A 13,303-nucleotide genomic window follows, 5' to 3' on the forward strand; every position below is an offset into this window, starting at 1 on the left:
GCAGGTCGCAACGCCCATCTCCGGGAACCACTGGAACGCCCCGCCCGAGCCGTGTCCGCCGCTCTGGCGCGGCGATGTCGAGACCAGGCCAGGCTAGGCACACGAGCATCGGCATCAGAAAAACTGAGCCGCCATCCCGGTCGTTGACTCATCGCAACTGAATCCGCCCAGGTCAGCGAGGTGCCTCCGCATCAGGATGATTGAGTCAGGACAACCGTTGTCCTGTCTCAGTGGGGCTCTGGCGCGGTTGACGCGGAGGTCTGGGCCGAAGATCAGCCGGCGACCGGCTGGGCGTTGCCCGAGGCGACGAACGCGTCGCAGAAGAACCGATCGGGATCGAGGCCGGCCTCGGCGAAGTCCGCACGAGCGGCAGCCGTCATGTCGGGGTTGCCGCACGCGTAGACGTCGTGGGTCCCGAGGTCGGCGTGGTCGGCGAGCACCGCGTGGTGCACGTATCCGGACCGTCCGGGCCAGCCCGGGTCGGTCCGGGACAGCACCGGGGTGAAGGAGAACCAGTCGTACTTCGCCGCCCACCGGTCCGGCAGCTCGGCGTGGTAGAGGTCGTCGCGGGAACGGGCGCCCCAGTAGAGGTGCAGGCGCCGCTCGCCACCGCGCTTGATCTGGTCCTCGACCATCGACTTCACCGGCGCGAATCCGGTGCCAGTGGCGACGAGCAGCGCCGGCCGGTCGGAGTCGTGGTCGAGGGCGAACTCTCCGAACGGCAACTCGACGGTGAGGGCGTCGCCCTTCGTCAGCCGGTCGAGCAGCTCGCCCGAGAACCGGCCGCCCGGCACGCGCCGGACGTGCAGCAGTGCCCCGTCGTTCTGGTGGGGCGGGTTCGCCATCGAGTAGTTGCGGGTGTCGCCGCCAGGCAGGCGCACGGTCAGGTACTGCCCCGCCCGGAACTTGACGCGGACTCCCGCAGGGAAACGCAGGGCGACGATGACCACGTCGGGCGCGGCCGCCGTGATCTTGTGGACCTTCGCCTCGACGACTCGCCGGGCCGGGGGCTCGCTACTGACGATGCGCTGCGGCGCGATCTCGATGTTCGAGACCGGCCGGGTCTGGCACAGGAGCACGCCCGTTGCGGGGCCTTCGACCGGGGCACGGCCCCTGACCTCGCACATACCAGCGGTCAGAGCGCCCTCGCATGTCGAGCACACACCCTTGCGGCAGGAGTAGGGGATCGCATAGCCGGCGCGCTCGGCCGCGTCGAGCACGGTCTCGCCGGGCTCGCACGCGAAGACGATCTCGCTTCCGGCGACGCGGACGACGTGGCTCACGCCGGAACCTCCACCTGGCGACCACCGACCAGCCGCACGGCGCGCAGCACCGCCTCGGGGTCGGCGACGCCCTTGCCCGCGATGTCGAACGCGGCGCCGTGGCCGACGCTCGAGAAGGTGAGGCCGGCGCCGACGCTCAGCGCCGATGCGGTGCGGCCCGCCAGGAGCTTGACGGGGACGTGGCCCTGGTCGTGGTACATCGCGACGCACGCGTCGAAGTCGGAGCGCCGGTCGGGGCCCAGCATCAGGTCGGCACCGAGCGGCCCCACCGCATCGGTCCCCCGGTCGCGCAGCGCCGCCACCGCCGGGACGGTGACGCGGTCGTCGTCGCGGCCGAACAGGCCGCCCTCCCCGGCGTGCGGGTTGATGCCGAAGATGCCGATCCGCGGGCTGACGAGGCCGGCCCCCTCCAGGTAGCCGACGGCGGCGCTCGCGGCCCTCGCGACGAGCTCGGGTGTGAGTCGATCGAGCGCGTCGCCCAGCCGCTCGTGCAGCGTCGCGTGCACGATCCGCAGGCCGCCGCCAACCAGTAGCAGGAAGACGTGGTCGCGAGGGACGCACGACAGGTCGGCCAGCAGCCCGGGATATCCGTCGAAGGGGATGCCCGCCGCGTTCACGGCGGTCTCCGAGTGCGGGCAGGCCACGATCGCCCGCCCGATTCCCGCCTGCACCGCGCCGACGGCCGCGCGGAGATAGGCGACGGTTGCGGCGCCCGCCTCCGCGCTGACCGTGCCGGGCAGCAGCTCCCCGTCGGGCAGCGCCTCGACCGGCAGGACGTCCACGGCGTCGGCGTCGGGGACGGCCGGAGCATCGATCTCGCGCAGCCGCCGCCCGGCCTGCTGCACCCACGGTGCGACGACGTACGGGTCTGCGACGAGCACGGGGGCGAGGTACGGCTCACCCGCAAGCGCGACGGCGGCCTTCACCGCGATCTCGGGACCGATCCCGTTCGGGTCGCCGACGCTGAGCAGTACGCGACTCACAGCGGGAGCGCCAGGAGAGTGTCGATGCGCGAGCTGTCACAGACCACCACCCGCTCGGCCAGCGCAGGCCGATCACCGTCGAACGCGTACCGGTCGAGGTAGCGACCCGAGGCGAAGAGGTCGCCGGCCCCGTCACGCATGATCCGTACGACGAGGAACGGTGTCTCGCTGCGCACCTCGCCACCGTCGTCGGGGCCGTCGTCGAGGAGGAAGGGCTGGCCGAGGATGTGGCGGTAGGAGTGCCGCTCGTAGATGTTCGCCTCGCGCAGCGCCGTGACGCGGTCGACGAGCATTCCGCGGCTGTCGGCCCAGATCAGCCCCGCCGGAAGCCCCTCGCGGTGATTCTCCGCGGTGGTGACGGTGTAGAAGCACTTCTCCGTGAAGAAGTCCGGCCATTCCTCGAGACGGTCGGAGTCGATGCATCGGGCGTAGGCGGCCTGCGCCTGCGCGATGGCCCGGAAGGCGTCCGTCATGCCGGCACCCCGTCACCGATCCCGGTGCTGATTCCCATGGCCGCCAGGTAGGCCTTCCAGAACCCGCGGATCGACGCCTCGGTCACCCGGCTCTCGCTCGACGTCGCCGACGCCCCGCCCATCTCGACGACGGCGGCCTGGTCGCTCGCGCCGGCCACCCCGCGCTGCACGAAGCCGCCCACGCAGCCGTCCTCCATCGAGACGTAGCCGGCGGATCCGACGAGGTTGGACTGCTTGAGGCGGGCCCTGTGCTGCTCGGGCGTGTCCTCGGCGAAACCGAGCAGGGTCCAGTTCAGCTCGGTCCGGTCGATCGCACGCGGCAGGATCTGGCGCACCGCCACCGAATTCTGGATCTGCTGCAGCACGAACGCCGGGAACGTCGAAAGGATCTGGAGTGTGGTGTCGTCGCCGACCTCGCTGAAGCCGTCAAGCAGCGAGGGATCGGCCAGCCGGAAGCCGCTCTCGGAGCGGATGTTCTGCTCGGCGTAGGAGGCGTCACGCTCGGCGTCGCGGTCGATCGCCGAATAGCTGACGTGGTGGCCGCCGTTCTCGCTGACGATGATTCCGCCGCGCTGCGAGAGCCGGTTGAGCTCGAACGTCGTGAAGAACAGATGCAGGATGCTCGCGTGGTAGGAGTCCTTGACGTTCTCCACGTAGAGCTTCCAGTTGTTGGGCAGCATCTGGGTGTAGCGCCCGATCACCACAGGGGTACGCCCGCCCAGCACCCGCTCGATCCGATCCATGATCTCGTCACCGAGGTAGTCCTCGATGTCGTCGACGTCGTCCGACAGGCTGCCGAAGACGAGTCCGTGCACGACGGCCAGGCGCAGCTTGCGCGGTGCGTGGTCGGACTTGCAGAACGACTCCGGCATCCCGCCCTTGCCCTTGATGCCGCCCTCGAATGCGACCCCGGTGAGATCGCCCTGCAGGTTGTAGCTCCAGGCGTGGTAGACGCAGGTGAAGTCCTTGGCCGTGCCCCTGTTGTCGAGGGCGAGCAGAGCCCCGCGGTGCGCACAGCGGTTCTCGAAGGCGTAGAGCTCGCCGTCCTGGTCGCGAGCGACGATCACCGGCAGATCACCGAGGTAGCTCGTGCGGTACTGCCCGGGTGAGGCGACCTCCGCCTCCAGGCAGAGGTAGTTCCAGCACGGCCCACGGAACAGCTTCTCCTGCTCGGCCGCATAGACGTCCTCGCGCTGGAAGACCCAGTACGGGACCCGGGTGAGGCTCTCGGGCCAGTCCGGCAGCGCTGCGGTGGTGGACACAGCGCACCTCCTCTTCATGGCACGGCACCTTGACCGGCACCGCTCGTGTTCGTATAACGAACGCTGTGATGGTTTCTCGAACAGTAGAGGCAAGCGGCTCCGCCGATGTCAAGAACACCGGATCCGGGCGGGCGCCCGAGGGAATGGCGGGCCTCGCGAAGGGGCTCGCTGTGATCGAAGCGTTCGGAAGGACGTCCTCGCAGCTCACGGTGGCCGACGCGGCCCGCCTGACCGACGTGACGCGGGCCGCGGCGCGGCGCTGCCTGCTCACGCTGACCGATCTCGGTTATCTGGATCACGACGGCAAGTACTTCCGTCCGACGCCACGCATGCTGCGGCTCGGCAGCGCCTACCTCGACACCGCCTCCCTGCCGGCGATGGCCAACCCCCACCTCGTGGCCGCGCGCGACACGTTGAACGAGTCGGTGTCCCTCGCGGTCTGGGAGGACGGCTGGTCCGTCTTCGTCGCGCGGGCCGAGGTGGAGCGGATCTTTTCGACCGGCGTCCGCATCGGCGCCCGGCTGCCCGTCCACTGCTCGGCCACGGGCCGGGTGCTGCTCGCGGGCCTCCCCGACCAGGAAGTGGAGAGCTACCTCGCGCGCGGTGGCCGGGAGCGGCGCACGGTCCGCACCGTCATCGATCCGGACGAGCTCACCCGCCTGGTCCGCTCGGCCCGGGTCGACGGTTACGGCACCAGCGATGAGGAGCTCGAGCTGGGGATGCGCTCGGTCGCCGTCCCGGTGTACGACGCACGCGGGCGGACGGTCGCGGCGATGAGCGTCAGTGCGTCCAGTGCCCGGGTGAGCGTCGAGGAGATGCACCGCGACTTCGTGCCGGTACTCGCCGCGCAGTCGGCGCGGTTGGGCCGAATGCTCTGACACCGGCCGGCGAGATCCCGGGTGCAGCAGAGCCGATGTCCTTCACCCTCAGCCTGGCGATGATCAGAAATCCACGCCGCCCGGTTGGTGGATGCGTTGCTCCAGCAGCTTGCGTTGGGCGGGGTTCGTGACGAGTTCGAGGGCTCGCCGGTTGGCGAGTCGAGCCTGCTCGCGGCGGCCGAGTTCGCGGAGCAGCTCGGCGCGGGTGGCGTGGTAGAGGTGATGGCGCTCGAGGGCCGGGGCGAGGGTGTCCAGTTCGGTGAGCGCAGCGTCGGGCCCGGTGAGGTAGCGCAGTGCGATGGCCCGGTTGAGGCGGATGATCGGGGACGGGGTGACGTGCAGCAGCATGTCGTAGAGCACGACGATCTGCGCCCAGTCGGTGTCCTCCCAGCTCGGCGCCTCGGCGTGACACGCGACGATCGCGGCCTGCAGCTGGTACCGCCCGGGCCGGTGGTGCGACGCGGCGCGAGCCAGCAGCTGGGTGGCGGCAGCGGTGGCCTCGTGGTCCCACCCGCGGCGGTCCTGATCGCGCAACAGCACGAGTCGCCCCTCGGGGTCGAACCGTGCCGCGCTCCGCGCCTCGTGGAGCCGGATCAATGCCAGCAGCCCGAGAACCTCCGGTTCCCGGGGCAGGGTCCAGGCCAGCGAGGAGGCCAGCCATTCCGCGTCCTCGGCCAGCAGCCGGGAGTGGGGCCGGTCGGGGGTGGAGGAGAGATAGCCCTCGTTGAAGAGGAGGTAGACGACGGTGAGGACCTCGTCGAGCCGGTCGGGCAGCTCGGCGTCGGACGGGATGCGGTACGGGATCCCGGCGTCGGCGATCTTCCGTTTGGCACGGGTGATGCGTTGGGCGATGGTGGTCTCCGGCACGAGGAACGCAGCGGCGATCTGGGCGGTGGTGAGCCCGCACACGGCGCGCAGGGTGAGGGCGATCTGAGCCTGCCGGGGCAGGGCCGGGTGGCAGCAGGTGAAGATCAGCCGAAGCCGGTCGTCGGGCTCGGACGGGATCGGCCACTGCAGCTGCGCGAGCTTCTCGCGGTAGCGGGTCTCGCGGCGCAGCACGTCCAGGCCACGGCGGCGGGCCACCGTGAAGAGCCAGGCGTCGGGGCGGGCGGGGATGCCGTCGACCGGCCAGCGCTGCAGCGCCGTCTCGATGGCGTCCTGCACGAGGTCCTCGGCGGCGGCGAAGTCGCCGAGCAGGTGCATCAGGGACGCGGCGAGCCGGCCCGCGTTGTCACGGACGACGCGGGCGAGCTCGTCCTGGGCCTCTGCCATCGCCCCGTCAGGCTCAGGAGGCGGCGGGTCGGATCTCGACGATCGGGCAGGCGGGCCAGGACTTGGCGACCGCGAGGGCCTCGTCGAGGTCGGCGACCTCGATCTCGACGAATCCGCTGACGATCTCCTTGCCCTCGACGAACGGGCCGTCGGTGATCTCCGGACTGCCACCCTCCAGCCGCAGCGTGGTCGCGGTGTGCGCGGGCTGGAGGTGGGTGTGGTGGGTGATCACGGCGGCGTGCTCGGCGAACCACCGCCCCACCTGCTCGTAGGCTGCTCCCCGCTCGCCGTCACTCATGGTCTGGAGGTCCTTGGCGTACTGCTCGGTCTCGATGAACATCAACACGTACTTCATGCGCCTCACCTTTCTCCGAATGGCGTGTTTCGGGCAGTACCGGCCGGGGTGACCCCGGGGGGAATGGTCAGCCGGCGGGCAGGGTGGCGTACAGGTCGATGCCGTTGCCGTCCGGGTCGGTCACGGTGGCGTAGCGCATGCCCCAGAAGGCGTCCCACGGCTCCTGCAGCCCGCGGTAGCCGGCCGCGGTCAGCTCCGTGTACTTGTCGTCGACATCCGCGGGAGCTGGGAACTCGAAGGCGAAGAAGGTGCGGGGGCCACCGGCGGCGGGGCTCCAGTCGGTGATGGTCTTGCCCCGGAGGTCCTCGGTGTCGAGCATGAGATGCAGGCCGTTGGGCAGGTCACACCGGGCGTGCTCGGGCATGTGCGCGTCGATCTCGAACTCGAGCCCGAGTCGCCGGTAGAAGGCCATCGTCGCCTCCAGATCGGACACCACGATGTCGATCGCGTTCATCGTCGGGGACATCACCACTCCTCGTCTCGTCAGCAGGAGACCCAAGCCGGGCCCCACCAGCAAGACGTTCGGGAGAACGCCCGATACGACACCGGCCGAAATCTCCTCAGGAGAGCCCGCTGGCGACGGGGAGCCCGGCGCGTCTCCACGCGGGGAACCCGTCCTCCAGCCGTGTGGCGCGGTATCCGTGCCGGCGCGGCTCCCGAACCGCCTCGTCCGCAAAGACGCAGTACGGGCCCCGGCAGTAGGCGACGATCTCCGTGTCGTCGGGGAGGTCGCGGAGCCGGCGGCGCAGCTCCTCGACCGGCACCGACCGGGCCCCGGCGATGTGGCCGGCGGCGTAATCGGGCTCCGGTCGTACGTCCAGCACGACCACGCTGTCGTTTCGCATTCGCTCGGCAAGGGTGGCCCGGTCGACCGCCTCGAGCTCGCTGCGATCACCCAGGTAGGCCCGGGCGAGTCGATCCAGCCCGGCCGAGCGCTCCTCCGCGGCCGTGCGGACGGCTTCCCACAGTTGCTCGACGTGTTCGCCGGCGAGCGCCACCGCCGCCCGGCTTCTGCGCACCTCCGACGCCCCCGTCAACACGATCGCCCGGCGGGTCGGCTACAGCTCGCAGTACACCTTCACCCATGCCTTCAAACGCCAGTACGGGTCACCGCCCGGCAGTTACCGGCACCACGCCGGCTGAAGCACATCATCCGCGTGGGATCTTCGAGGTTTGACGGCCCATGACACGTTGGTCAACGGCACCCCCGAGTTCCGCACCCACCTCGCCTCCGCACGGCCAGACCCGTGCAGGGCAGCCTGTCGGGATTGGATTAGGCAGCCGTCCTGAGAACCACCAGCAGCGAGCGCCGACTCACAACGCCGGCCGTTCCGCTGACGCCACAGACAACGAGACAGGACATATGCGCGGTCTCAGTGGACCTGCCGCGACGCAGGTCAACGCCGTCGCCGCGCACCATTGATGGTCTCCGGGGGCATCGGCGGCCACACCCGCCCCGTGTGAGTTCGACCCGGCCACCATCAAAGGGCGCGGACGTGGCCCGACTCCCCCACCCGGGGCCGGGACGTTGCCCGTCAGCCGGTAGGCGTGCCGATCTCGTTGCGCTCGAGCACGGAGCGCAGCGTCGACAGGGCACGTGCGGCGGACGAGGCCGAGGAACCGTCGAGCGTGTCTCCGATCAGCACGGCGAGTCCATCGGTGAATGTCCTCTCCGCCTCGTCGACGAGCTTCGAGCCGTCGTCGGTCAGGGCCAGCAAGGAGGACCGACGATCGGCTGGATTCGGCTGCCGGACGACCCATCCCTGTTTCTCCAGGCGGTCGATGCCCTTGCTGGTCGCCCCGACACCGATGGCGAACTCGGCGGCGAGGTCCGCCACGCGAGCCCCGGGGCGGTCGCGCAGGAAGCGCAGGAACTCGAACTGCGAGGTGACGATCCCGTGCCCCTCACGGAGGCGGTCATTGAGGGCGTTGTACAGCCGCGTCTCGCACCGGACCAGATCGGCGAAGAAGCCCGGGAGGTCGACCATGCCACCCGATGTACATGCCACGGCATATACTGTAGCGGAAGATACCTACCGCAGGAGTACACCCATGAGCAAGGAACAGCGGGCCCGGGTCGACGCGATGATGCGCCAGCCGCGGCCCGAGGGGCCCCGGTCGGTTGAAGCGCTCCGCGCTGGATTCACGGCGCTGATGGCCCGGATGATCGTGCCCGGCAACATCCGCACCACGCAGACGACGCTCGGCAACCGACCCGCACTGCACGTCGAGCCGGACGGGGGGTCCCGCGCCGGGACGATCCTGTACTTCCACGGCGGCGGTTTCGTGTTCGGCTCCCCCGAGACCGCCCTGTCGCTGACGGGACACCTCGTGGCCAAGACCGGCTTCGGGGCGTACTCCCTGGACTACCGGCTTGCCCCCGAGCACCCGTACCCGGCCGCGATCGACGACACGCTGAGCGCCTACCGCGCCCTCCTCGACAGCGGAACGGACCCCTCGACCATCGCGTTCGCCGGCGACTCCGCGGGCGGCGGCCTCACCGTCACCACCTGCCTCGCCGCCCGTGACGCGAGCCTCCCACTGCCCGCCGCCGTCGTGGCGTTCTCCCCCGGCCTCGACGCCACCCGCACAGGCGAGAGCATGGACACCAAGGAAGGCATCGACCCGATCTTCACCCGCAACGCCCTCGAGTACACCGGGGCCATGTACCTCGCCGGAGCCGACCCGCACCAGCCCCTGCTCAGCCCGGCCGTCCTCGCCGACCTGACCGGCTTCCCCCCGATGCTGGTCCAGGTGGGCACGAACGAACTGCTACTGGACGACTCCACGCGCCTGGCCGCGCGTGCGAGGGCGGTCGGGGTGGACGTCATCCTGGACGTCACCGCCGATGTACCGCACGTGTTCCAGTCGTTCGCCGGCGTTCTGGACGAGGCGGACGAGGCACTGGACCGCGCGGCCCTCTTCCTCACCCAGCGCATTGCCGCTGAGCGCACGGCGCCGACGGCAGCGCCGTAGGACCGGCCCTGGTCCCCACCTTGGCCCGGCCCGCCTCGGAGTACTCGCCTGGATTGATCCGTTACGGTTCGTTGCGTATCCCCAGGATGTAGGCGGCGGTCAGCGCCACGACCCGGTCATCGTCATGGGACAGATCCGCGAGGGCTCGGGACGCCGTGATCCCCGGGATGTCCGCGAGTGCCTGTGTCAGCCGGCGACGAGCCGGCGGTTCGACAGTGGTGTGGGCGAGGCGATCGGCGAGCCGGGTGACGATCTGGTCCGCCGACTCGGGACGGTTCGCCAGCGCGCTCAGTGCATCGGCTGCATCGACGTCGTTCGTCCCCTCGACGACCATGTCGACGAGGGTCGGGACCGCCTCGGCTCCCCCACGCGCCCCGAGCGCCAGGGCTGCGTACCTGCGGACCACGATGTCGGGGTTCGTGAGGGCGTCCTGCAGCAGTGCCGTCGCCGCACCGTCGGGAATCTCGGCGATGGACCGGACGGCACGTGTGCGCACCTCGGCCACCGGTGAGCCGAGGCCCTCCGCGAGCAGCGCCAGTCCCCCGTCGCCCAGTTGCGCCAGCGCCCAGCGCAGGGCTCCGGCGACGTTCGGGTCCGTCTCGCTCAGTGCTGCCTCAACCAGTGCTTCCACCGGCACCGGGACCTCGTCCACCGAGGACAAGGCCGCGCGCTGGCGCTTCCCGGCGCTCTGTGACCCCAACGCCTGCAGGAGCGCGACGACCTGGAGGACGTCCTCCCAGCCGGCGGGTTCCGCGGCCCCGATCCGACGCAGCCGCGTGAGCAGCTCCGTCTCCCGCGTGATGCGTTCCCGCGTCTCGCGGATGAGGTCGTCGACGAGCGCCGCGGGCGTGAAGCCGGGATCGTCGAGCGCGCGCCCGACCTCGCGCAGCGACAACCCCAGCGACCGCAGGCTCTCGATGTGGAAGATCCGCCGGATGTCCTCCTCGGAGTACTCGCGATAGCCGGCGTCGGTCCGACCCGTCGGCCGCACCAGCCCGAGCGCGTCGTAGTGCCTGAGCATGCGGGCGCTGACCCCGGACCGCCGTGCCACGTCACCGATCAACACTGTGCACAATCCATCCTGGCCGGTCAGCCCTCCTGGCCGGTCCTGCCGAGGGCCACGACGCGCTTCGCCTCCTCGACCGCGAACTCGAATCCGGCATCAGGGTCGCGCAACAGCCGTTCCGTGGCGATCGCGTGCCCGCGCACGCGAGGGTCGAGATCGGCCATCGCGGTGCGCAGAGACGGCAGGATCACCTCGCCGAGCGCGATCAGCGCGCGGCTGAGGCTCACCTGCATCTCCCGTTCGCCGCGCCCGAGCTGTGTCGAGAGCACCGCGGCCAACCCGGGCTCCTCACCGTCGGGCACGAGTGCGACCGCCGCGCGCCACGCGCTGCGCGCCACCTCGTCGTCGGCGTCGGACAGAAGCGCCCGGGTGATCGCCGGCCAGGCTTGCCGGCCCCTGATCTTGGACAGCGTGTGCAACGCCTGGCTGCGGGCCTGCGCCCGCTCCGAGCGGAGCTCCCCGAGAAGCTGCGGGACCGTGATCGCCGCCGGGTGGCGGGTCAGTGCCCACGTGAGGATCTCGCGCACGGAGAACTCGGGTTCGACCGCGCATCGTTCGACGAGCGTGGCGATGAACCCCGGGTCGGGGGTGGTGCCGAGCGCCAGCGCCGCCCGCAGCCGCACCGACGAGCGGCTGTCCTCCAGCGCTCGGAGCGCTCGCACCGTGTCCGTGTCCTGCTCCGCCATGGTCATCGGAACCACCTCCTTGACACAGTGAAGGGCTTGTCACTGTGTCAAGGTCAAGCGAGGCGGGCCGCACGATCACCCGGAACGGACGGCTACTGCTGGGCGAGCCACTTGTCGAAGGTGATCTCCCCGAGCTGGGCGTCCGGGCCCGGGACGAGCGTGCGCTCGCCGATCAGGGCGCCGGAGTAGCGGGCCTGCTCATCGGCGACAACCCTCCGGGGGTCACCCTTGGCTGCGAGGCTCCTGCGCACCAGCTCGTCGAGCCGGAACACCTCAGGGCCGCCGATCTCTTGGATCCCGTTCAGCGGCTCCCCGACCGCGACGCGTCCGACGCCGGCGGCGACGTCGTCGGATGCCATCGGCTGGAACAGGACCGGCGGCAGGTGGACCTCGTCGCCCACCGTGCTGAGGTCCGCAATGGCCGTGACGAACTCGAAGAACTGGGGGGCGTGCACGATCGAGTACGGCCGTCCCGACTCGCGGATGAGCTTCTCCTGGGCGATCTTCGCCCGGAAGTAGCCCGACTCCGAGAGCCGGTCGGTGCCGACCACCGACAGGGCCACGTAGTGCCCGACGCCTGCCTTCGCGGAGTACTCCAGCAGGTTGGTGGTGGAGGTCCGGAAGAACTCCATCACCGGGTCGTCGGCGAACGACGGGGAGTTCGACACGTCCACCACGACCGCCGCCCCGTCGAGCACCTCCGCGAGCCCCTCGCCGGTCAGCGTGTTCACACCGGTGCTCGGAGCGGCCGCCACCGCCTCATGACCGTGCTCGCCCAACCTGGCCACCAGCTTCGACCCGATGAGCCCCGTTCCACCGATCACGACAACCTTCACGACGAATCCCTTCTGATGATGAACCTGACACCAGGAAGGACAGGGCGGCCCGCGGATCTGTGACGGCGGATCCGCGGGCGGGCTGCTACCGGCTGCTTCTCGCCCGTACCGCGGCGGCGATGCGCTCCAGCTTCGCGGGGTTCAGGACCCAGTAGATGCGGTCGATGCCGTCCCCGGTGCCGCTCACGGTCAACCACGCCACCGGCACACCGTCCCGGGTGACCAGCACGGACGGGCGGCCGTTCGCGTCGACCCACTCCACCTGCACACCGGCCCAGAACCGGGTGGCGAAGGCCGCGACGTACCTCGCCACCCGCGTCCGGCCGAACACCGGGATGCGCGACGCACCCCGCACGCCGTCGCCGTCGGAGTAGCTGGCGACCTCCGCGGCGAACAGCGACTCCAGCTCGTCGAAGTCGCCGGCCTGCGCAGCGGAGAGGAACGCCGAGAGCAGCCTCCGCTGATGCGCGGCGTCGACGGACGTCCGCCGCTCCGCCGCGACGGCCTGCCGCGCCCGGCTGAGGAGCTTGCGCGCGTTGCTCGCCTTGGTCTGCAACACCTCGGCGATGCGGTCGTACGGGTAGTCGAACGCCTCCCTCAGGACGAACGCCGCGCGCTCGCTCGGCGAGAGCTTCTCCAGCAGGACGAGCACCGCGGTCTCCAGGGCCGCTCCCCGCTCGGCGCCCAACTCCGGGTCGGCGGTGGTGTCCACCGGCTCCGGGAGCCAGGGACCCACGTAGGTCTCCCGCCGGGCACGGGCCGTCTGCGTCGCGTTGATCGACAGCCGGGTGGTCATCGTGACGAGGAAGGCGGTGGCGTCCCGCACCACGGTGCGGTCGTGGGCCTGCCACTTCACCCAGACGTCCTGGACGATGTCCTCGGCGTCGGCGACGCCACCGAGCATGCGGTAGGCGATCCCGAACAGACGGGGACGGACCTGCGCGAAGTCGGCTGCCACCTCGTCCAGTCCACCGTCGTGGCCCGGCGGGCTGCCCTCGACGCTATCCACGGCGTCCCCGGAGCAGGTCGTCCGGGACGCGGGCCCGCGTGGCTGACGCGCTCGGCGTCGACATGGCTCTCCTCGAGATGACTGACCGTCGGTCACGCTATCCCATCGACCGGCGCGGCTGACCGGGCGCAGCGGCGGGCCGGGTGGGCCGGGTGGGCGAAGGCGTCCGTGAGCTCGGCCGGGCCGGCAGCGGTGCGCCGAGTCCGGTGCCCGGAGAAGCGGAC

General features: G+C 70.7%; 16 protein-coding genes. 3 read left to right on the forward strand and 13 right to left on the reverse strand.

Annotated features, from left to right (window positions below):
* Nucleotides 1–272 precede the first annotated feature (272 nt).
* The 4 genes from ACQPZA_RS18860 to ACQPZA_RS18875 are packed head-to-tail and all read right to left on the reverse strand — an operon-like array spanning nt 273 to nt 4,001.
* A complete protein-coding gene (locus ACQPZA_RS18860) occupies nt 273–1,283 on the reverse strand; it encodes a 2Fe-2S iron-sulfur cluster-binding protein (RefSeq protein ID WP_433272292.1) in 1,011 nt (336 codons plus the stop codon).
* Nucleotides 1,280–2,266, reverse strand: coding sequence for a PdxA family dehydrogenase (locus tag ACQPZA_RS18865; protein WP_433272294.1), 987 nt, complete (start codon nt 2,264–2,266; stop codon nt 1,280–1,282). The genes ACQPZA_RS18860 and ACQPZA_RS18865 overlap by 4 nt, the downstream gene beginning before the upstream one ends.
* Complete coding sequence (locus ACQPZA_RS18870; RefSeq protein ID WP_433272296.1) at nt 2,263–2,739, reverse strand: aromatic-ring-hydroxylating dioxygenase subunit beta; 477 nt, start codon at nt 2,737–2,739, stop codon at nt 2,263–2,265. The genes ACQPZA_RS18865 and ACQPZA_RS18870 overlap by 4 nt, the downstream gene beginning before the upstream one ends.
* Nucleotides 2,736–4,001 carry an aromatic ring-hydroxylating dioxygenase subunit alpha gene (locus ACQPZA_RS18875; protein WP_433272298.1) on the reverse strand — a complete coding sequence of 422 codons (1,266 nt, stop codon included), beginning with the start codon at nt 3,999–4,001 and terminating at the stop codon, nt 2,736–2,738. The genes ACQPZA_RS18870 and ACQPZA_RS18875 overlap by 4 nt, the downstream gene beginning before the upstream one ends.
* Before the next feature lie 143 nt (nt 4,002–4,144).
* Between ACQPZA_RS18875 and ACQPZA_RS18880 the strand changes: the two genes are divergently transcribed.
* Nucleotides 4,145–4,879: an IclR family transcriptional regulator domain-containing protein gene (locus tag ACQPZA_RS18880; RefSeq protein WP_433282872.1), complete on the forward strand. Its 735-nt coding sequence runs from the start codon at nt 4,145–4,147 to the stop codon at nt 4,877–4,879.
* 63 nt (nt 4,880–4,942) lie between these two features.
* Here ACQPZA_RS18880 and ACQPZA_RS18885 read toward each other — a convergent pair whose 3' ends face one another.
* The 4 genes from ACQPZA_RS18885 to ACQPZA_RS18900 form a co-directional block, all read right to left on the reverse strand.
* Nucleotides 4,943–6,151, reverse strand: a complete 1,209-nt coding sequence (locus tag ACQPZA_RS18885; protein WP_433272300.1) for an RNA polymerase sigma factor — start codon at nt 6,149–6,151, stop codon at nt 4,943–4,945.
* 13 nt (nt 6,152–6,164) lie between these two features.
* A complete protein-coding gene (locus ACQPZA_RS18890; protein WP_433272302.1) occupies nt 6,165–6,506 on the reverse strand; it encodes a YciI family protein in 342 nt (113 codons plus the stop codon).
* A gap of 67 nt (nt 6,507–6,573) precedes the next feature.
* Entirely contained in the window at nt 6,574–6,972 is a 399-nt protein-coding gene (locus tag ACQPZA_RS18895; RefSeq protein WP_433272304.1) for a VOC family protein, read from the reverse strand.
* Nucleotides 6,973–7,066: 94 nt separating this feature from the next.
* Nucleotides 7,067–7,525 carry a rhodanese-like domain-containing protein gene (locus tag ACQPZA_RS18900; RefSeq protein WP_433272307.1) on the reverse strand — a complete coding sequence of 153 codons (459 nt, stop codon included), beginning with the start codon at nt 7,523–7,525 and terminating at the stop codon, nt 7,067–7,069.
* Between ACQPZA_RS18900 and ACQPZA_RS18905 the strand changes: the two genes are divergently transcribed.
* Nucleotides 7,455–7,649: a helix-turn-helix domain-containing protein gene (locus ACQPZA_RS18905; protein WP_433272309.1), complete on the forward strand. Its 195-nt coding sequence runs from the start codon at nt 7,455–7,457 to the stop codon at nt 7,647–7,649. The two genes, ACQPZA_RS18900 and ACQPZA_RS18905, sit on opposite strands and share 71 nt — an antisense overlap.
* A 392-nt stretch (nt 7,650–8,041) precedes the next feature.
* Here ACQPZA_RS18905 and ACQPZA_RS18910 read toward each other — a convergent pair whose 3' ends face one another.
* Nucleotides 8,042–8,515 (reverse strand): MarR family winged helix-turn-helix transcriptional regulator, encoded by a 474-nt coding sequence (locus ACQPZA_RS18910; protein ID WP_433272311.1) that lies wholly within the window; start codon nt 8,513–8,515, stop codon nt 8,042–8,044.
* A gap of 43 nt (nt 8,516–8,558) precedes the next feature.
* On the opposite strand from ACQPZA_RS18910, the gene ACQPZA_RS18915 reads away from it, so the two are divergent.
* Nucleotides 8,559–9,482 (forward strand): alpha/beta hydrolase, encoded by a 924-nt coding sequence (locus ACQPZA_RS18915; RefSeq protein ID WP_433272313.1) that lies wholly within the window; start codon nt 8,559–8,561, stop codon nt 9,480–9,482.
* A gap of 61 nt (nt 9,483–9,543) precedes the next feature.
* Here ACQPZA_RS18915 and ACQPZA_RS18920 read toward each other — a convergent pair whose 3' ends face one another.
* The 4 genes from ACQPZA_RS18920 to ACQPZA_RS18935 form a co-directional block, all read right to left on the reverse strand.
* Complete coding sequence (locus tag ACQPZA_RS18920) at nt 9,544–10,548, reverse strand: HEAT repeat domain-containing protein (protein ID WP_433272315.1); 1,005 nt, start codon at nt 10,546–10,548, stop codon at nt 9,544–9,546.
* A gap of 23 nt (nt 10,549–10,571) precedes the next feature.
* A complete protein-coding gene (locus tag ACQPZA_RS18925) occupies nt 10,572–11,240 on the reverse strand; it encodes a HEAT repeat domain-containing protein (protein ID WP_433272317.1) in 669 nt (222 codons plus the stop codon).
* An 86-nt stretch (nt 11,241–11,326) separates the two neighbouring features.
* The gene (locus ACQPZA_RS18930) at nt 11,327–12,070 is read right to left on the reverse strand and encodes an SDR family oxidoreductase (protein WP_433272319.1); all 744 of its coding nucleotides are present in this window, start codon (nt 12,068–12,070) and stop codon (nt 11,327–11,329) included.
* 85 nt (nt 12,071–12,155) lie between these two features.
* Entirely contained in the window at nt 12,156–13,079 is a 924-nt protein-coding gene (locus tag ACQPZA_RS18935; protein ID WP_433272321.1) for an RNA polymerase sigma-70 factor, read from the reverse strand.
* Nucleotides 13,080–13,303: the final 224 nt, after the last annotated feature.

The organism is Pseudonocardia xinjiangensis (assembly GCF_050948425.1).
GTDB lineage: Bacteria > Actinomycetota > Actinomycetes > Mycobacteriales > Pseudonocardiaceae > Pseudonocardia > Pseudonocardia xinjiangensis.